Source organism: Nonomuraea sp. CA-143628, assembly GCF_050942315.1.
GTDB lineage: Bacteria > Actinomycetota > Actinomycetes > Streptosporangiales > Streptosporangiaceae > Nonomuraea.
Map to the genome: position 1 here is coordinate 7496551 of NZ_CP192072.1, position 17850 is coordinate 7514400.

The window sequence follows — 17850 nt, forward strand, 5'->3', positions numbered from 1 at the left end:
GTGACTGCGGCCCCCCACCGATATGACGGATGCTAACCGAATGAGGTTCAGCAGGCCGAGTCAATATGCATCAAATTGGATCAGAATGATCGCCGCCTAAGGTTGAGCAGCGTTTCTGGAGGAATCAGCAGAGACATGGAGCGAATCGATGCGTACTGGCGCGCGGCCAACTATCTGTCGGTGGGCCAGATCTATCTGCTGGACAATCCACTACTAAAGACGCCATTGACCCCAGAGCACATCAAACCCCGCCTGCTCGGCCATTGGGGCACCACACCGGGACTGAACTTCTGCTTCGCCCACCTCAACCGGGTGATCCGCGAACGCGACCAGGACATGATCTACATCGCCGGCCCCGGCCACGGCGGTCCCGCGACGGTCGCGCACGCCTGGCTGGAGGGCACCTACTCCGAGCGCTATCCGGACGTCTCCCAGGACGCGGCCGGGATGCAGCGGCTGTTCCGGCAGTTCTCCTTCCCCGGCGGCATTCCGAGCCACGCCGCGCCGGAGACGCCCGGCTCCATCCACGAGGGCGGCGAGCTCGGCTACTCCCTCGCGCACGCCTACGGCGCCGCCTTCGACAACCCCGAACTGGTCGTGGCCTGCGTCATCGGCGACGGCGAGGCCGAGACCGGGCCGCTGGCCGGGAGCTGGCATTCCAACAAGTTCCTCGACCCGGCGCATGACGGCGTGGTGCTGCCGATCCTCCACCTGAACGGTTACAAGATCGCCAACCCGACCGTGCTGGCCCGCATCCCCACGGAGACGCTGGTCGCGCTCATGGAGGGATACGGCTACCGGCCGCACATCGTCGGCCCCGACCACCAGGAGATGGCCGACACCCTCGACACCGTCTTCGACCAGATCGCCGAGTACAAACAGCGCCGATCCGACCGGCTCCCCGTGATCATCCTGCGCACGCCGAAAGGCTGGACCGGGCCCCGCGTCGTGGACGGCCTGCCGGTGGAGGGCACCTGGCGAGCCCATCAGGTGCCGCTGGCCAAGGTACGGGAGAACCCCGAGCACCTGGCGATGCTGGAGGAGTGGATGCGCTCCTACCGGCCCGAGGAGCTGTTCGACGACGACGGCCGGCCGGTGACTTCGATCCGGGAGACGGTGCCGCCGGGCGAGCGCAGGATGAGCGCCAACCCGCACACCAACGGTGGCGAACTGCTCCAGCCCCTGCGACTGCCCGACTTCCGCGAGCACGCCGTCGAGGTCAAGACACCCGCCACCCAGTCCAGCGAGCCGACCCGGGTGCTCGGCGCCCTGCTGCGCGACGTGATCACCGCCAACCCGCGCGCCTTCCGGCTGATGGGTCCCGACGAGACCGACTCCAACCGGCTCTCGGCCGTGTTCGAGGTCACCGACCGGGCCTGGAACGCCCGCCTCGAACCCACCGACGTGAACCTGGCCCCCGGCGGCCGGGTGATGGAGGTGCTGAGCGAGCACCTGTGCCAGGGCTGGCTGGAGGGCTACCTGCTGACCGGACGGCACGGCCTGTTCAACTGCTACGAGGCGTTCATCCACATCATCGACGCCATGTTCAACCAGCACGCCAAATGGCTGGAGTCCTCCCAGAAGATCCCCTGGCGGCGGCCCGTCGCCTCGCTCACGTACCTGCTGTCCTCGCACGTCTGGCGGCAGGACCACAACGGCTTCTCCCACCAGGATCCAGGCTTCCTGGACGTCGTGGTCAACAAGAAGGCCAGCGTCGTGCGCGTCTACCTGCCGCCCGACGCCAACACCCTGCTGTCGGTCGGCGACCACTGCCTGCGCTCGCGCGACTACGTCAACGTCATCGTGGCCGGCAAGCAGCCGATCCTCGACCTGTTCACCATGGACCAGGCCATCGCCCACTGCACCCGGGGCCTGGGCATCCTGCCGTGGGCCTCCACCGACGAGGGAAGCGACCCCGACGTCGTGCTGGCCTGCGCCGGCGACATCCCCACGCTGGAGACCCTGGCCGCCACCGCGCTGCTCCGCGAGCACCTGCCCGAGCTACGCGTACGCGTGATCAACGTGGTCGACCTGATGCGCCTGCAACCGCCGTCGGAGCACCCGCACGGCCTGCCGGACACCGAGTACGACGCCCTGTTCACCACCGACAAACCGGTCATCTTCAACTTCCACGGCTACCCCGCGCTCATCCACCGCCTCACCTACCGCCGCCACGGCCACGCCCACATGCATGTCCGCGGCTACAAGGAGGAGGGCACCACCACCACGCCCTTCGACATGGTCATGCTCAACGACATCGACCGCTACCATCTGGTCACCGACGTCATCGACCGCACACCTGGCCTCGGTTCCTCCCAGGCTCACCTCCGCCAGCGGATGACCGACGCCCGCCTGCGCGCCCGCGCCCACACCCGTGAGCACGGCGAGGACGCGCCCGAGATCCGGGAGTGGACATGGCCGGACAGATTCTCGTCCTGAACACCGGCTCCTCCTCCATCAAGTACGAGTTGGTGGACGTGGAGTCGCACGAGCGGCCGGCCAGAGGGCTGGTGGAGCGGATCGGCGACAAGGAGGGGCGGTTGATCCACCACGCCGGCGACGACCCGCCGTACGAGCGGAAGGAGCGGTTCGGCGACCACGCGGCGGGGCTGGCCGCCATGCTGGCCGCCTTCGACGAGGCGGGGCCCGCGCTGAAACCGGTGGCGGTGGGGCATCGGGTGGTGCACGGCGGGACCCGCTTCCAGGAGGCGGTGCTGGTGGACGACGACGTGATCAGCGCCATCGGGAACCTCTCGGCGCTCGCTCCCCTGCACAACCCGGTCAACCTCACCGGCATCCGGGTGGCCCGCGAGGCCTTTCCCGATGTGCCGCAGGTGGCCGTTTTCGACACCGCCTTCCATCGGACGCTGCCGCCCGAGGCGTACACCTACGCCGTGCCCCGCGACTGGCATGACCGGCTGGGCGTGCGGCGCTACGGCTTCCACGGCACCTCCTGCGCGTACGTGTCGGCGCGGGCGGCCGAGCTGCTGGACCGCGATCCGGCGCGGACGAACCTGATCGTGCTGCACCTCGGCAACGGCGCGAGCGCGACCGCGATCGAGGGCGGCCGCAGCGTCGACACCTCCATGGGGCTCACGCCGCTGGAGGGGCTGGTCATGGGCACCCGTTCAGGGGACGTGGACCCGGCGCTGACCGGCTACCTGGCCCGCGCGGGCGGCATGGACATCGTGCGGACGGAGAAGGAGCTGACGCACCGCAGCGGCCTGCTCGCGCTCGCCGGCAGCGGCGACATGCGGGAGGTACGGCGCCGGGCCCGCGACGGCGACGAGCGGGCGCGGCTCGCGCTGGACATCTACGGCCGCCGGATCAGGAAGTACGTCGGGGCCTACTACGCGCTGCTCGGCCGGGTGGACGCGATCGTCTTCACGGGCGGCGTCGGCGAGCACGACCCGGCCACCCGGGCCGCCGCGCTGACCGGGCTGGACCGCCTCGGCATCGCCCTCGACCCGACGCGCAACGAGGCCGACGAGACGGGCGAGCGGCGGGTGTCCACGCCGGAGTCGGAGGTGGCCGTGCTGGTCGTGCCCACGGACGAGGAATGGGAGATCGCCCGTCAGGCACTCGCGCTGATCCGCGTGTGACCGGCGGAGGCGGGGCGGCCGGTCCCGGAGGTAGGGACAGCCCTACCCCGAAGACGGGTGACAGCAGGACTTCGCGATCACGGTTATCCCGAAATGCTGATGGTGAACGATCGGGAATCGAGTCTGGAGCATCGGAGAATCTGTGACTGACGTGAGCACTACTCGCGCCGCCACGGCCTCGGCATCGGCACCGGCATCGGAAGAGAGGGGGAGCGACTTCGCCCGCCTGTCACGCCGGGTGGCCCAGGCAGGCCTCATGGAACGGCGACCCGTCTACTACGCCACGCGGATCAGCGTGGTGACGGGCCTCTTCGCGGCGGGCTGGGTGGCGTTCGCCCTGGTCGGCGACTCGTGGTGGCAGATTCTGGTCGCGGTGTTCCAGGCGGCGACGTTCGGTCAGGTGGCCCTGCTCGCCCACGACCTGGCCCACGGGCAGGTGTTCCCGTCCCGGCGCACCAGCGCGATCGCGGGCCTGCTCGTCGGCAACCTCGGCATCGGGCTCAGCTACGGGTGGTGGCAGGACAAGCACACGCGCCACCACGCCAACCCCAACCACGAGGACCACGACCCCGACGTCGCGCCCGACGTCCTGCTCTGGTCGATCAAGCAGGCCGAGGCCAGCCGGGGACTGCCCAGGCTCATCGGCCGCTATCAGGCGTTCCTGTTCTTCCCGCTGCTGACGCTGGAGGGCCTCAACCTGCACATCTCCAGCGTCCGGGCGCTGCGCCGCGACTCTCTCAAGAACCGGATGGCCGAAGGGCTGCTGCTGCTCGCGCACTTCGTCATCTACCTGGGTGGCGTGTTCGCGGTCCTGCCGGTGGGCAAGGCCGTGGTCTTCCTGCTGGTGCACCAGGCGTGCTTCGGTGTCTACCTGGGGTGCACGTTCGCCCCCAACCACAAGGGCATGCCGGTCCTCACCGCCGAGGACGAGCTCGACTTCCTGCGCCGCCAGGTGCTCACCTCCCGGAACGTACGCGGCGGGCATGTGATCAACACGGCGCTGGGCGGCCTCAACTACCAGATCGAGCACCACCTGTTCCCCGGCATGCCGACCCCCAACCTGCGCAAGGTGCAACCGCTGGTGCGGGAGCACTGTGAGTCGCTGGGAGTGGCTTACGTGGAGTGCGGGCTGCTGGCCTCCTGGGGCCAGGCGATGAAGCACCTCCACGAGGTGGGCGCGCCGCTGCGCGCTCGCGGGTAGGACCGGCGCGGGCGGGTGACGTGGTGACACGAGTTCGGGCGGCCAGGGAGATCGCGCGGCGGTGGGTGGCCGAGGTGGGCTCCGAGCTGCCCGGGTTCGGCGGCGCGTTCCTGACCGGCTCGGTGCTGTGGTCGCCCGCGGACGCGGTCCTGGCCACCAGCTCCGATGTGGACGTGATGGTGGTGCTGGACGTCCCGGATCCGCCCGTCAAGCCCGGAAAGCTGCGGTACGACGGCGTTTTGCTAGAAATTTCGTATATGTCGGGCGAGCGGTTGGCGTCGGCGGAGGACGTCCTGGGCGACTACCACCTGGCGGGCAGCTTCCACCTGCCCGGAGTGCTGGCCGATCCGGGCGGGCGGCTGACCGCGCTGCACGAGGTGGTGGCCCGCGAGTTCGCCGACCGGCGGCGGGTGCTGCGGCGGTGCGGCGCGGCGATGGACGTGGTGCGCCGCGGGATCGCCGGCATGGACGAGGCGGCGCCGCCGGTCGACCAGGTGATGTCGTGGCTGTTCGGCACCGGGGTCACGACTCATGTGCTGCTCGTCGCCGGGCTGCGCAACCCCACCGTCCGCCGCCGCTACGAGGCCGTACGGGAGCTACTGGCCGTACACGGGATGCTGGACCGGCACGAGACGCTGCTGGAGCTGCTCGGCTGCGGCGGGCTGGGGGCGGCGCGCGTGGCCGGGCACCTGGAGGTGCTGGAGCGGGTGTTCGACGCGGCCAAGGACGTCCAGGCCGCGTCATACCCGTTCTCGTCGGACATCAGCGAGGCCGCCCGGCCGCTGTCGATCGACGGCAGCCGGGAGCTCATCGCGAGCGGCCTGCACCGGGAGGCGGTGTTCTGGCTGGTGGCGACGTACGCGCGGTGCCTGAAGAAGCTGTCACTGGCCGGGGCGCCCACCGGGCCCTACGAGGAGGGGTTCCGCGCGTTGCTGGCGGACCTGGACGCCGAGACGTTCGCGGACCGGCGGCGGCGCGGGCAGCGCGTACTGGACGCGCTGCCCGGCCTGTGGCACACCGCCGAAACCATCGCACCGACCTGACGTCAGAGGCCGTACTCCTCCAGGAGGCGCAGCCAGATCTCGCTGACCGTGGGGAAGGACGGGACGGCGTGCCAGAGCCGGTCGAGCGGCACCTCGCCGGTGACCGCGATCGTCGCCGCGTGCAGCAGCTCGGCCGCGCCGGGACCGGCGAACGTGACGCCCAGCAGCACCCGCCGCTCCTCATCCACGACTATCTTGGCCCGGCCGCGATATCCGTCGCCGAGGAGGTAAGCCCCCGTGACGTTGCCCAGGTCGTACTCGACCGCGCGCACCGCGAACCCGGCCTCGCGAGCCGCGGCCTCAGTGAGGCCGACCGCGCAGATCTGCGGGTCCGTGAACACCACCTGCGGCGCCCCGTACCCGTCCGCGATGTCGCGCATCGCGGGGAGCGTGTCGTCGCCGCCCTTGGCCCGCGCCGCGATGACGTCGCCACAGGCCCGCGCCTGGTACTTGCCCATATGGGTGAGCAGGGCGCGGCCGTTGATGTCGCCGATCGCGTACAGCCAGCCGCCCTCGACGCCCGTGGCCCGCATGCTGTCGTCCACCTCGATCGAGCGGCCGCCCGGCAGTCCGACCGACTCGAGCCCGAGCCCGGAGGTGGCGGGCACCCGGCCGGTGGCCACCAGGAGTTCGTCGGCCTCCACGGGTGGCCCCTCTGGCAGGTGCACGGTCACCTTGCCACCGGGCTCCGGACGTTCGACGCGAGCGACGCCCGTGCGGGTCCGCACCTCGATCCCGGCGTCGGCGAACGACTCGGCCAGCAGCTGACCGGCAAACGGCTCCATCTTGGGGAGCAGCGACCCCCCGCGTACCAGGAGGGTGGTCTGCCGCGCGCCGAGCCCGTGCATGGCCTGCGCCATCTCACAGGCGACCACTCCGCCACCGATCACGGCCAGCCGCTCCGGCACCGCCTGGGCGGCCGTGACCTCGTGGCTCGTCCAGGGCTTCGCCTCGGCCAGCCCCGGCACCGGCGGGACCAGGGCGGTGCTCCCGGTGGCCAGCACGACGGCATGCCGCGCGGTCAGCACCCGTTCGGCGGTCTCCTGCCCGTCTTGCGTGGTCACCAGCACCCGCTTAGCCCCGTCGAGCCGTCCTCGGCCCCGGACGAACTCGATGGGCACGTTCTTGATCCACTCGACCTGCCCCGAGTCGTTGTAGTGCGACACGGCCTCGTCGCGCCGGGCGAGCACCTTGCTCACCTCGATCGGGCCGAGCGACATACCGGGCACTCGCCCCACCTCGGCCGCCAGGTCTATCGGGCGCAGCAGCGCCTTGCTCGGGATGCAGGCCCAGTAGGAACATTCGCCACCGGCCAGGCGGTCCTCCACGATGGCGGCGGTCAGACCACCGCGCACGGCTCTGGCCGCGGCGTTCTCGCCGGCGGGGCCGGCGCCGATCACTATGACGTCGAACTCGTCGGTCATGCCTACCTCTCCCGTAACGCTCGCCCCGCTACCGCGGCTCTCACCAGCAGTCTCCCACCGGCCCCCTCCCCTCCTCGCCAAGGGGAGGCGCTGGCCGACAGGTTTCGCCCGGTTGTCCGGGGTGGGCACGCTTGGGGACAGCCGCTACTTGGGAGGACCGGTGGTTTCGAGGGCCGGTTGTGCGCCGGGTCAGTTCTGTTCCGGTGCCCGCTCGTTCGGCCGGGTCCGCTCGGGTACCGTCCCGGGCGGCCAGTGGTCCTCGGGCGTCGTACCGAGGGGGTCGGCGATGACGAGCATCTCGTTGCCGCCGAAGTCGCCGACCACCTGGAATCCGGCCTGCGCCAGGATCGTGCGCAGAGCGAGTTGCACGGCGGTGCGGATGGTCTCGTACTTCACCATGTCGGCCTTGGCGAGGTCGGGAGAGGCCTCCCACGAGACGACCACACCGCGACCAGGCTCGCGCCGGAGGCTGAGACCGCCTTCACCCGACGACCCGGATGGCCCGTTCAGCCTGGGCGGCTTCGGGGGCTCCACGGTGAACCCCGCGTTGGTTAACTCTTGGCGGATGCGATGTTCCAGGTCGGCGGGGTCGTACCGTGCGGGGTTCACCACATCCTGCTGCCCCGACATCGCCCTCTCATGCGGGTATCCCGTCGCGTGGCGGATCACCTCAGCGCGGACAGGCCCCACAGTTCGGCGATACGTCCGTCTCGCACCCGGAAGATCTCCAGCATCGTCGGCGGCGGCTGCTCGGCGACATCGGCCGGGAGCCCGTGCAGGGTGGTGCGGACGGCGACCTTGTCGCCGTCGACGAGCATGTCCTCGACGATCACCCGCACCTCGGGGAACCTCTCGTGGAACCGGGTCCACGCCCGGACGACGCTCTCGGCTCCGGTGGTGCCCAACGGGTGGCTGACGAAATCCGGAGCGAAGATCGTCTCGGCGGCTCCGAAGTCATGGGTGTTGAACGCCTCGTACATGCGCTGCCCGACAGCTCGCACGTCGTCGATCATCTGTCTGCTCTTTTCTGCTGGTATCACGGGACCTGCGGGTATCACCGGCCATCAGCCGACCGGGTCGATGCGGACCATGTTGGCGCGCAGCCGCTCCAGGGCGCGCAGCACGATCTCCCGCTCCCCTGCGCTGATGCCGTCGAGCAGCCGCACCTGGTATGCCTGGTGAGACCGCTCCAGGTCGGCGGCCGCCCGTTCGCCGGTGGAGGTCAGGCTGGCCAGGGTGTAGCGGTTGTCCGCCGGATCGATGCGACGGCTGACCAGTCCCTCGGCCTCGAACTCTTTGATCAGCCGGGTGACGCTCGCCCCGTCGAGAGACAGGCCCTGACGAAGCTCGCTGTGACTGGTCTCCCCGTTCCTCCACAGCCGCATCAGCAGCTGAAGTCTGGACGAGCTCATCCCCACATGCCGCGCGAACGCCTGGCGCGTCTCACCGCAGGCACCGCCCAGCTCGCGGAAGAACCTGTCTTCGGGAGTCTCCACACGTGATCTTTCTGCTCTCGGCGCCCCCGTCCTCGCTGGAAGAGCGATCACCTCTACTCTTTCTATCAACAACTCTTGATGTCATCAAGAGTATGAGGCGTCAAGAGGCCACGGAAACGGCGTGGCGCACGGACGTGGGATCCGCGGCCAGCGCGAGCAGGCAGTGGGCCGTGTCGGCGCGGGTCGTACTGAGGCCGCCCTTGATGTTGGTGTCCCACGCCGTGCGGTAGCGGCCCGTCAGCCCACGGTCGGTCAGGCGGCTCGGCCGCACGATGGTCCAGTCGAGGTCCGTCGCGCGCAGTCGCCGCTCGGCCTCCCGGAGGTCGGCGTAGGCGTGCTTGAAGAGCCGCTGCACGAGCAGCGGCTTGAGCACGTAGCGGGTGAAAACCCCGTCGCCCGCGTCGGCTACCAGGCCGCTGGCGCTGGTCATGAGCAGGCGCCGCGTACGGCCTCGCGCCATGGCCGTGGCGATGGCGCCGATGCTGTCGGAACACACCGTGGTGGGCCCCCGGCTACCGGAACCCATCGCGGACAGTACGGCGTCGCGGTCCCTGACGGCGGGCGCGATGGCGTCCGGGTCCATCAGGTCGGCCTGGACGATGCCGAGGCCGGACGGCAGGTCGGTGGGCAGCCGCCGGGGATCGCGGACCACCGCGGTCACCTCGTGCCCGGCGGCGAGCGCCTGGCGAAGCAGTTCGATTCCCGTACCCCCGGTAGCTCCGAAGATCGCCAGCTTCATGGGGCCTCCCTCGAATACCGCCCATGGTGAGTGAACGCCCACCCACCCGTCAAACTACCAGTATCGCGAGGTCGCCCATGATCTGCCGACATTGGGCCCGGCCTGCCCCAGCTGGCGGGTGCCAAGGCGATCTTCGGCATCATGACCGGCGGCCAGACGATCACCGGCCGATACCGAGTCCGGGAACGGCTGGGTGAGCCGAAGCCGTCCTGGGCTCCCACAATGGGCTCCTCGGCGACCTGCGGCCCATGGTGACCGTCCTCATGGTGAAGGGCGGCGGATGCGAGATCATGGTTTGAAGCGGTAGCCCATGCCGGGTTCGGTGATCAGGTGGGCGGGGTGGGCCGGGTCGCGTTCGAGTTTGCGGCGGATCTGGGCCATGTACTGGCGCAGGTAGTGCGTTTCCTTGACGAAGCGGGCGCCCCATACCTCGGTGAGAATGTGACGCTGGCTGATCAGCTTGCCCGGGTGGCGGAGCAACATCTCCAGGATCTGCCACTCGGTCGGGGTGAGGCGCACATTGCTGGAGATCGTCTTGTTGGTCAGGTCGATCACGTGGTCGCCGAGCTGGAGGTGGGCCAGCTCGGCTTCCTGGGTGGCAGTGCGCCGGGTGACGGCGCGCACTCTGGCCAGCAGTTCGTCGATGCCGAACGGTTTGGTCACGTAGTCGTCGGCGCCGGCGTCCAGGGCCTCGACCTTGTCCTGGTTGCCGGCTCTGCCGGACAGGACGATGATCGGAATGGTGGTCCAGCCGCGCAGGCCGTGGATGACGTCCACCCCGTCCAAGTCGGGCAGCCCCAGATCGAGGATGACCAGGTCCGGCGAGCTGTCGACGGCCGCGCGCAGAGCCGAGGCGCCGTCGCCGGCGATGTCCACCTCGTAGTGGCGGGCGGCCAGGTTGATGCGCAGCGCGCGCAGGATCTGCGGTTCGTCATCGACGACGAGGATGCGGGTCATGCCGTCGCCGCCCTGCTGGAAATGGGCAGTGTGAGGGTCATGGTGAGACCTCCTCCTGGTGTCTCCTCGGGTACGAGGGTGCCGCCCATCGCCTCGGTCAGGCCGCGCGAGAGGGCCAGGCCGAGGCCGACGCCGGAGTGGTTGTCGCGGTCGCCGAGCCGCTGGAACGGCTGGAAGACACGGTCGTGCGCCTCGGGCGGGATGCCGGGGCCGCGATCCATCACGCGGATCTCCACGTGGTCGCCATACCGGCTCGCGGTGATCAGTACCGTCTTGTCCGGCGGGCTGTAGCGGACCGCGTTGGACATGAGGTTGACCAGGACGCGCTCCAGCAGGGCCGGGTCGGCGAGGATCTCGGGCAGCTCGATGGAGATGTCGCCCTCGATCCGGTCGCGCAACGGGCCGAGATCGTCGATGGCACGTGGGACGATCTCCTCCAGGCCCACCGGTTGCGGGGTCACACCGAGCACCCCGGCCTGCAGACGGCTCATGTCGAGCAGGTTCGCCACCAGACGGTCCAGCTTGTCCAGCGACTCCTCGGCGGTGGCCAACAGCTCGGCGCGGTCCTGTTCTGACCAGGCGACGTCCGTGTTGTGCAGGCTCTCCACCGCGGCCTTGGCCGAAGCCAGCGGCGTGCGCAGGTCGTGGCTGACGGCGGCGAGCAGGGCGGTGCGCATCTTGTCGGCCTCGGCCAGCGGGCGGGCCTGTTCGGCCTCCTGCTGAAGGCGTTCCTGGCGGAGCGCGACGGCGACCTCGGCGGCGAACGCCTCCAGCACGGTACGGTCAGCGGCGTCCAGCGGGCCGCCCTGGGCCGCCAGGATCATGTCGTCGTCGATGACCACGTCGGTGTCGGATTGGCCGGGGCAGGTGGACGGGGCGCCGCCGAAGGTGGCCGCGATCCGCCACGCGTCCGGATCCGACTGGTCGTCGGGGGTGCGGGCGGCCTCGGGCCGTCGTTCGAGCAGGGTGACCGAGGTCAAGCCGAACGTCTCACGCATCCGCTCCAGCAGGGACGGCACGGCGGCCTGACCGCGCAGCACGTGCCCGGCCAGCGTGGACAGCAGCTCGGCGTCCGCGCTCGCGCGGGCGGCCTCGCGGGTACGGCGGGCGGCGATGTCCACGATCGTGCTGACCGCGGCCGCGACCAGGACGAACACGACCAGGGCGAAAAAGTTCTCCGGGTCGCTGATGGTGAACTCGCCGATCGGCGGCGTGAAGAACCAGTTGAGCAACAACGATCCGCCGACGGCGGCGGTGATGGCCGGCCACATGCCGCCGGCCAGCGCCACCCCGACGGTCAGGCAGAGGAAGAACAGGATCTCACTGGGCAGCGACAGCACGTCCCTGAACGGCGACAGCGCGGCCGTCAGCGCGGGCATCCCGGCCACCGCCATCGCCCAGCCGCTCAGCCGGCGTGGACGGGTCAGCGCGGCGTGCGAGCGGGCCGGCCGCCGGCGGCCCTTCTTGGCCTCATCGTGGGTGATCATGTGAACGTCGATCGAGCCGGACAGCGCCGTGGTCTCCACCCCCACACCCCGCGAGAAGATCTGGGCGAACCTGCCGCGCCGGGAGGCGCCGAGCACGAGTTGAGTGGCGTTGACGCCGCGGGCGAAGTCCAGCAGCGCCCGGGGGATGTCGTCGCCGACGACCTGGTGGTAGGTGCCGCCCATGTCCTCGACCAGCGACCTTTGGCGGGCCAGGCTGGCCGGATCGGCTCCGGCCAGGCCGTCGGAGCTGGTCACGTGCACGGCCAGCAGGTCGGCGCCCTTGGTGCGGGCGGCGATGCGGGCAGCACGCCGTACCAGCGTGTCGCCTTCCGGGCCGCCGGTCAGGGCGACCACGACGCGCTCGCGCGCCTCCCAGGTGCTGGCGATGCCGTGCTCGGCGCGGTAGCGATCGAGTTGGTCGTCCACCTTGCCCGCGACCCAGAGCAGGGCCAGTTCGCGCAGCGCGGTGAGATTGCCGACGCGGAAGTAGTTCGACAGGGCCGCGTCGACCTTCTCGGCGGCGTAGACGTTGCCATGCGCCATCCGGCGACGCAACGCCTCCGGAGACATGTCGACCAGCTCGATCTGATCAGCCCGCCGTACCACCTCGTCCGGCACCGTCTCGCGCTGCGGCACGCCGGTGATCTCCTGGACCACGTCGTTGACCGACTCCAGGTGCTGGATGTTCACCGTGGAGATCACGTCGATCCCGGCGTCCAGGAGGTCGTCGATGTCCTGCCAGCGCTTGGCGTTGCGCGAGCCGGGCACGTTGGTGTGCGCCAGCTCGTCGATCAACGCCACCGTGGGCGCGCGAGCGATCACCGCCTCGGTGTCCAGTTCGGTGAACGTCGCGCCCCTGTGCGTCATGGTCCTGCGCGGGATCAGCTCCATGCCCTCCAGCAGGGCGGCGGTGCGGGAGCGGCCGTGGGTCTCGACGAAACCCACGACCACGTCCCGGCCGCGCTCCAGCCCCCTGCGGCCCTCGCAGAGCATCGCGTACGTCTTGCCGACCCCGGGGGCCGCCCCGAGGTAGACCCGCAGCCGCCCCTTCATGTCACACCTTGTCCAGGGCCAGGTTGAGTTCGAGGACGTTCACCGCGGGCTCGCCCATGAAGCCGAGCGTCCGGCCTGTGGTGTTCGCCTCGATGAGCTGCTTGACCTTGTCGAGCGCGATCCCACGCGCTGTGGCCACGCGGGGCGCCTGAAGCTCGGCGTAGGCGGGCGAGATGTGCGGGTCCAGGCCCGAGCCGCTGGCCGTCACCGCGTCGGCCGGTACGGCGGGGGTTCCCGTGTCTCCCCTGACCGGGACGGTTCGCCCTGCGGCGTAGTCCTCGCCGGGCTTGCCGCATTCCACCTTCAGCCCCTGATAGGTGGCGATGAAGGGGGCGGTGGGGCATGCCTGGTTGACACTGACAGCGTGGTCGGGGAAGACCTTCAGCACCGCGCCGACGCCGTCAGAGGTGCAGTAGGGGCGGGCGCCGCTGACGCCGTCCAGCTCGCCGATCGCCTTGGACCGAGCGCAGACCTGGGTCAGCAGCGACTGCTTACCCTCGTCCTTGGCGCCGGGCACCGGCAGCGTGTCCACGATGTCCTCGGGACCGAGATTGCTGGCGCTGGTCGAGGTCGGGTCGTAGCCGTCGCCGGCCGCCGACGGGCGGGACTGGAAGTACTTCTTGACCGGGTTGCCGTCTTTGTCGGTGAAGTTCTGGCCAATGATGGCGCTGCCCACGTCCCTGCCGCCGGCCTGGACGATCGAGCCGTTGGCTTTGCCGTTGAACAGCGCTTGGGCGACGCCGGTGGTGACCAGTGGGTAGATCACACCGAGCAGCACGGTCAAGACGACGACCGCCCGGATCGCGGCGAGGTGCTGGCGCAGCCAGCCAGGTAGACGTTCCATTTACGACATCCCCGGAAGGAACTGGATGAGCAGGTCGATGATTTTGATGCCGATGAACGGCGCGATGATGCCGCCCAGCCCGTAGATGTACAGGTTGCGCGACAACAGCTTGGAGGCGCTGGAGGGCCGGTAACGCACCCCTCGCAGCGCGAGCGGGATCAACGCGATGATGACGATCGCGTTGAACACCACCGCTGACAGGACGGCCGACTGCGGGCTGGCCAGGCGCATGATGTTGAGCGCGTCCAGCCCCGGATAGACCGCCGCGAACATCGCCGGGATGATCGCGAAGTACTTGGCGATGTCGTTGGCGATCGAGAACGTCGTCAGCGCGCCCCGCGTGATGAGCAGCTGCTTGCCGATCTCCACGATCTCGATCAGCTTGGTCGGGTTGGAGTCGAGGTCCACCATGTTCCCGGCTTCCTTGGCGGCCGAGGTGCCGGTGTTCATCGCCACCCCGACGTCCGACTGCGCCAGCGCGGGGGCGTCGTTGGTGCCGTCGCCGGTCATCGCGACCAACCGGCCGCCTTCCTGCTCTTTCTTGATCAGCGCCAGCTTGTCCTCGGGCGTGGCCTCGGCCAGGAAGTCGTCCACCCCGGCCTCGTCGGCGATGGCCTTGGCGGTCAGCGGGTTGTCACCGGTGATCATCACGGTCCGGATGCCCATCCGGCGCATCTCGTCGAACCGCTCCCGCATGCCCTGCTTGACCACGTCCTTCAGGTGGATCACCCCGAGCACCCGGCCCGTCTCCGCGACGACCAGCGGGGTGCCGCCCGAGCCGGAGATGCCGTCCACCAGGTGGCCGATCTCGTCGGTGGGGTGACCGCCCTGGTCGCGCGCCCACTTCATCACCGCGGTGGCCGCGCCCTTACGCACCTGACGGCCGTCCAGGTTCACACCGCTCATCCTGGTCTGGGCGGTGAACGGCACCCACTCGGCGTGCGCCAGCTCGCCGGGCTGCCGTTCGCGCAGGCCGTACGCCTGCTTGGCGTGGACGACGATCGAGCGGCCCTCGGGCGTCTCGTCGGCGAGGCTGGACAATTGCGCCGCCTCGGCCAGTTCCTGCTCGGTGACACCCGCGACCGGGACGAACTCCGACGCCTGCCGGTTGCCCAGCGTGATCGTGCCGGTCTTGTCCAGCAGCAGCGTGGAGACGTCACCGGCGGCCTCGACCGCGCGGCCGGACATGGCCAGGACGTTGCGCTGGACGAGGCGGTCCATCCCGGCGATGCCGATCGCCGACAACAGCGCGCCGATCGTGGTGGGGATCAGGCACACCAGCAGCGACACCAGCACGATCCCGGTGACCCCGTTCGCGTTCAGCGCGAGCGAGTCGGCCACTCCAGGGTTGATCTGCTTGGAGTAGATGGCCAGCGGCTGCATGGTGGCGGTGGCGACCAGGAAGATGATCGTCAGGGCGGCCAGCAGGATGTTCAGCGCGATCTCGTTCGGCGTCTTCTGCCGGTTCGCGCCCTCGACCAGGGCGATCATGCGGTCGATGAAGCTCTCGCCGGGCTTCTGGGTGATCTCGACGACGATCCGGTCCGACAAGACCTTCGTGCCGCCGGTCACCGCCGAGCGGTCGCCGCCCGACTCGCGGATGACCGGCGCGGACTCGCCGGTGATGGCCGACTCGTCCACCGAGGCGATGCCCTCGACCACGTCGCCGTCACCCGGGATGATCTCCCCGGCCTCGACGACCACGAAGTCACCCTGCTTGAGCTCAGGGGCGCCGACCACATCCCACTCCGGGGACGTACGACCCTTCAGACGCCGGGCCGTGGTGTCCCGCTTGGCCGCGCGCAAGGTGGCGGCTTGGGCCTTGCCGCGCCCTTCGGCGACGGCCTCGGCCAGGTTGGCGAAGACGACGGTCAGCCACAGCCACAGCACGATGGCCCAGGCGAAGAACGACGGGTCGAGCACCGCCAGGACGGTGGTGAACACCGCGCCGATCTCGACGATGAACATGACGGGGTTGCGCCACAGCGTGACCGGGTTGAGCTTCTTCACCGCGTCCGGCAGCGACGTCAGGAGCTGCTTGGGGTCGAGCAGGCCGCCGCCCACGCGGCCGTTCCGCTTGGGCGCGGGAGCCTTGCCCGGCGCTTCGAGCACTGGGGTTGACATATCAGGACAGTCCTTCTGCGATGGGGCCGAGCGCGAGCGCCGGGAGGAAGGTGAGGGCGACCAGGATGACCGTCACGCCGACGACCATGCCGACGAACAGCGGCCGGTGCGTCGGCAACGTGCCGGCACCCTCAGGCACGGGCGCCTGCCGGGCCAGCGAACCGGCCAGCGCCAGGACCAGAACGATCGGCAGGAACCGGCCGAACACCATGCACAAACCGAGCGCCACGTCGTACCACGGCGTGTTGACCGTGATGCCGGCGAACGCCGAGCCGTTGTTGTTGGAGGCGCTGGTGAAGGCGTACAGCACCTCGGACAAGCCGTGCGGCCCCGAGTTGAGCATGCTCGCGCGCTGCTCCGCCGATCCCATCGCGAACGCCGTGCCGATCAGCACCAGCGCCGGGGTGACCAGGAAGTACATCGAGGCCAGCTTGATCTCCCTGGCGCCGATCTTCTTGCCCAGATACTCCGGAGTCCGGCCGACCATCAGCCCGGCCACGAACACCGTGATCACGGCCAGGATCAGCATCCCGTACAGGCCGGAGCCGACGCCGCCGGGCGCCACCTCACCGAGCATCATGTTGAACATCGTCATCATGCCGCCGAACGGCGTGTAGGAGTCGTGGAAGGAGTCCACCGCGCCGGTCGAGGTCAGCGTCGTGGCCGCAGCGAATGTGGCCGAATTCGGAACGCCGAAGCGGACCTCCTTGCCCTCCATCGCCGCGCCGACCGCCTGCGGCACGGTCGCGTTCCCGCTCAGCTCGAACACGTTGGTGAGGAGAACGCTGGCCAGCGCGATCACGCCCATCACGGCGAGAATGGCGTAGCCCTGCCGGACCTGGCCGACCATCTTGCCGAAGGTGCGTGGCAGCGCGAACGGGATCACCAGGATCAGGAAGATCTCCAGCCAGTTGGTCCAGTTCGTGGTGTTCTCGAACGGGTGGGCGGAGTTGGCGTTGTAGAACCCGCCGCCGTTGGTGCCCAGTTCCTTGATGGCTTCCTGCGAGGCGACCGGACCGCCGGTGATCGCCTGGGTGCCGCCGGTCAGCGTGGTGACCTCGTGCAGGCCGGAGAAGTTCTGGATCAGCCCGCCGGCCACCAGCACCAGCGCGCCGACGAAGGCGATGGGCAGCAGGATGCGGAGTGAGCCGCGCACCAGGTCCACCCAGAAGTTGCCGATCGTGTCGGCCTTGCGGCGGGCGAAGCCGCGCACCAGCGCGACCGCCACCGCCATGCCCACGGCCGCGGACACGAAGTTCTGCACGGCCAGGGCCGACATCTGCACCAGGTAGCCCATCGTGGACTCACCCGAGTACGCCTGCCAGTTGGTGTTGGTGACGAAGCTGACGGCCGTGTTCCAGGCGATGTGGTCGGTGACCGGCTTCATGCCCAGGCTCAGCGGGAGCTTGTCCTGCAGGCGCTGCATGCCGTACACGACCAGGATCGAGATCACCGAGAACGCCAGCAGGCTGCGGGCGTACACGCCCCAGCTCTGCTCGGCATCGGCACGCACGCCGAGCAGCCGGTAGACGCCCCGCTCGACGACGTTGTGCTTGGTGGTCGTGTAGACCCGGTACATGTAGTCGCCCAATGGCTTGTGCACCAAGGCCAGCGCCACGATCAGGGAGATGATGAAGATCATCCCTGCGGGGGTCGTACTCATCAGAAACGCTCCGGGAACAGCAGGGCGGCGACCATGAAGATCACCAGAGCGGCGACCACGATCAGACCGGCGGCGTTGATCGCGCTCACAGGCGCTCCACCGCCTTCACGACGAGCCCGAAGACCACGAAGATCGCGATCGTCAGGGCGACGAAGATGACGTCAGCCATCCCCAACTCCTCAACTTCGGAACACAGTGCCTACCGCTCGGGATGAGC

At 69.5% G+C, this 17850-nt stretch carries 15 protein-coding genes; 4 read left to right on the top strand and 11 right to left on the bottom strand.

Going from position 1 to position 17850, the window contains the following annotated elements; translation table 11 throughout:
• The first annotated feature begins 135 nt into the window (after positions 1–135).
• The 4 genes from ACQP2T_RS34315 (at position 136) to ACQP2T_RS34330 (ending at position 5846) form a co-directional block, all read left to right on the top strand.
• Entirely contained in the window at positions 136–2439 is a 2304-nt protein-coding gene (locus ACQP2T_RS34315) for a phosphoketolase family protein (RefSeq protein WP_433509032.1), read from the top strand.
• Entirely contained in the window at positions 2415–3602 is a 1188-nt protein-coding gene (locus ACQP2T_RS34320) for an acetate/propionate family kinase (protein WP_433509033.1), read from the top strand. The genes ACQP2T_RS34315 and ACQP2T_RS34320 overlap by 25 nt, the downstream gene beginning before the upstream one ends.
• A gap of 256 nt (positions 3603–3858) precedes the next feature.
• Positions 3859–4803 (top strand): fatty acid desaturase family protein, encoded by a 945-nt coding sequence (locus ACQP2T_RS34325; RefSeq protein WP_433509034.1) that lies wholly within the window; start codon positions 3859–3861, stop codon positions 4801–4803.
• Between the two features lie 23 nt (positions 4804–4826).
• Positions 4827–5846, top strand: a complete 1020-nt coding sequence (locus ACQP2T_RS34330; RefSeq protein WP_433509035.1) for a hypothetical protein — start codon at positions 4827–4829, stop codon at positions 5844–5846.
• Positions 5847–5848: 2 nt separating this feature from the next.
• Here the strand turns inward: ACQP2T_RS34330 and ACQP2T_RS34335 are convergent, their stop codons facing one another.
• The 11 genes from ACQP2T_RS34335 to kdpF all read right to left on the bottom strand — a co-directional run bounded on the left by ACQP2T_RS34335 (position 5849) and on the right by kdpF (position 17722).
• Entirely contained in the window at positions 5849–7270 is a 1422-nt protein-coding gene (locus tag ACQP2T_RS34335) for a dihydrolipoyl dehydrogenase family protein (protein ID WP_433509036.1), read from the bottom strand.
• A 189-nt stretch (positions 7271–7459) separates the two neighbouring features.
• The gene (locus tag ACQP2T_RS34340; RefSeq protein ID WP_433509037.1) at positions 7460–7900 is read right to left on the bottom strand and encodes a hypothetical protein; all 441 of its coding nucleotides are present in this window, start codon (positions 7898–7900) and stop codon (positions 7460–7462) included.
• A 35-nt stretch (positions 7901–7935) separates the two neighbouring features.
• Positions 7936–8283: an ester cyclase gene (locus tag ACQP2T_RS34345; RefSeq protein WP_433509038.1), complete on the bottom strand. Its 348-nt coding sequence runs from the start codon at positions 8281–8283 to the stop codon at positions 7936–7938.
• A 51-nt stretch (positions 8284–8334) separates the two neighbouring features.
• On the bottom strand, positions 8335–8766 hold the full coding sequence (locus ACQP2T_RS34350) for a MarR family winged helix-turn-helix transcriptional regulator (protein WP_433509039.1): 432 nt from the start codon (positions 8764–8766) through the stop codon (positions 8335–8337).
• A 100-nt stretch (positions 8767–8866) separates the two neighbouring features.
• Positions 8867–9505 carry an NAD(P)-dependent oxidoreductase gene (locus ACQP2T_RS34355; protein WP_433509040.1) on the bottom strand — a complete coding sequence of 213 codons (639 nt, stop codon included), beginning with the start codon at positions 9503–9505 and terminating at the stop codon, positions 8867–8869.
• Between the two features lie 288 nt (positions 9506–9793).
• The gene (locus ACQP2T_RS34360; RefSeq protein ID WP_433509041.1) at positions 9794–10462 is read right to left on the bottom strand and encodes a response regulator; all 669 of its coding nucleotides are present in this window, start codon (positions 10460–10462) and stop codon (positions 9794–9796) included.
• Positions 10459–13002, bottom strand: a complete 2544-nt coding sequence (locus ACQP2T_RS34365; RefSeq protein ID WP_433509042.1) for an ATP-binding protein — start codon at positions 13000–13002, stop codon at positions 10459–10461. Before ACQP2T_RS34365 ends, ACQP2T_RS34360 begins: the two co-directional genes overlap by 4 nt.
• Before the next feature lies 1 nt (position 13003).
• Complete coding sequence (locus ACQP2T_RS34370; RefSeq protein WP_433509043.1) at positions 13004–13846, bottom strand: potassium-transporting ATPase subunit C; 843 nt, start codon at positions 13844–13846, stop codon at positions 13004–13006.
• Positions 13847–15970 (bottom strand): potassium-transporting ATPase subunit KdpB, encoded by a 2124-nt coding sequence (gene kdpB, locus ACQP2T_RS34375; RefSeq protein ID WP_433509044.1) that lies wholly within the window; start codon positions 15968–15970, stop codon positions 13847–13849.
• Position 15971: 1 nt separating this feature from the next.
• On the bottom strand, positions 15972–17633 hold the full coding sequence (gene kdpA, locus ACQP2T_RS34380) for a potassium-transporting ATPase subunit KdpA (protein WP_433509045.1): 1662 nt from the start codon (positions 17631–17633) through the stop codon (positions 15972–15974).
• Positions 17633–17722: a K(+)-transporting ATPase subunit F gene (kdpF, locus tag ACQP2T_RS34385; protein WP_358016915.1), complete on the bottom strand. Its 90-nt coding sequence runs from the start codon at positions 17720–17722 to the stop codon at positions 17633–17635. Before kdpF ends, kdpA begins: the two co-directional genes overlap by 1 nt.
• Positions 17723–17850 lie beyond the last annotated feature (128 nt).

What these genes read in the sequence shown, in the direction of transcription:
- kdpB (WP_433509044.1), bottom strand. Translation starts at nt 15,970, where the DNA reads ATGTCAACCCCAGTGCTCGAAGCGCCGGGCAAGGCTCCCGCGCCCAAG.
- ACQP2T_RS34325 (WP_433509034.1), top strand. Translation starts at nt 3,859, where the DNA reads ATGGAACGGCGACCCGTCTACTACGCCACGCGGATCAGCGTGGTGACG.
- ACQP2T_RS34365 (WP_433509042.1), bottom strand. Translation starts at nt 13,002, where the DNA reads ATGAAGGGGCGGCTGCGGGTCTACCTCGGGGCGGCCCCCGGGGTCGGC.
- ACQP2T_RS34345 (WP_433509038.1), bottom strand. Translation starts at nt 8,283, where the DNA reads ATGATCGACGACGTGCGAGCTGTCGGGCAGCGCATGTACGAGGCGTTC.
- ACQP2T_RS34360 (WP_433509041.1), bottom strand. Translation starts at nt 10,462, where the DNA reads ATGACCCGCATCCTCGTCGTCGATGACGAACCGCAGATCCTGCGCGCG.
- kdpA (WP_433509045.1), bottom strand. Translation starts at nt 17,633, where the DNA reads ATGAGTACGACCCCCGCAGGGATGATCTTCATCATCTCCCTGATCGTG.
- ACQP2T_RS34340 (WP_433509037.1), bottom strand. Translation starts at nt 7,900, where the DNA reads ATGTCGGGGCAGCAGGATGTGGTGAACCCCGCACGGTACGACCCCGCC.
- ACQP2T_RS34370 (WP_433509043.1), bottom strand. Translation starts at nt 13,846, where the DNA reads ATGGAACGTCTACCTGGCTGGCTGCGCCAGCACCTCGCCGCGATCCGG.
- ACQP2T_RS34315 (WP_433509032.1), top strand. Translation starts at nt 136, where the DNA reads ATGGAGCGAATCGATGCGTACTGGCGCGCGGCCAACTATCTGTCGGTG.
- ACQP2T_RS34335 (WP_433509036.1), bottom strand. Translation starts at nt 7,270, where the DNA reads ATGACCGACGAGTTCGACGTCATAGTGATCGGCGCCGGCCCCGCCGGC.
- ACQP2T_RS34355 (WP_433509040.1), bottom strand. Translation starts at nt 9,505, where the DNA reads ATGAAGCTGGCGATCTTCGGAGCTACCGGGGGTACGGGAATCGAACTG.
- ACQP2T_RS34320 (WP_433509033.1), top strand. Translation starts at nt 2,415, where the DNA reads ATGGCCGGACAGATTCTCGTCCTGAACACCGGCTCCTCCTCCATCAAG.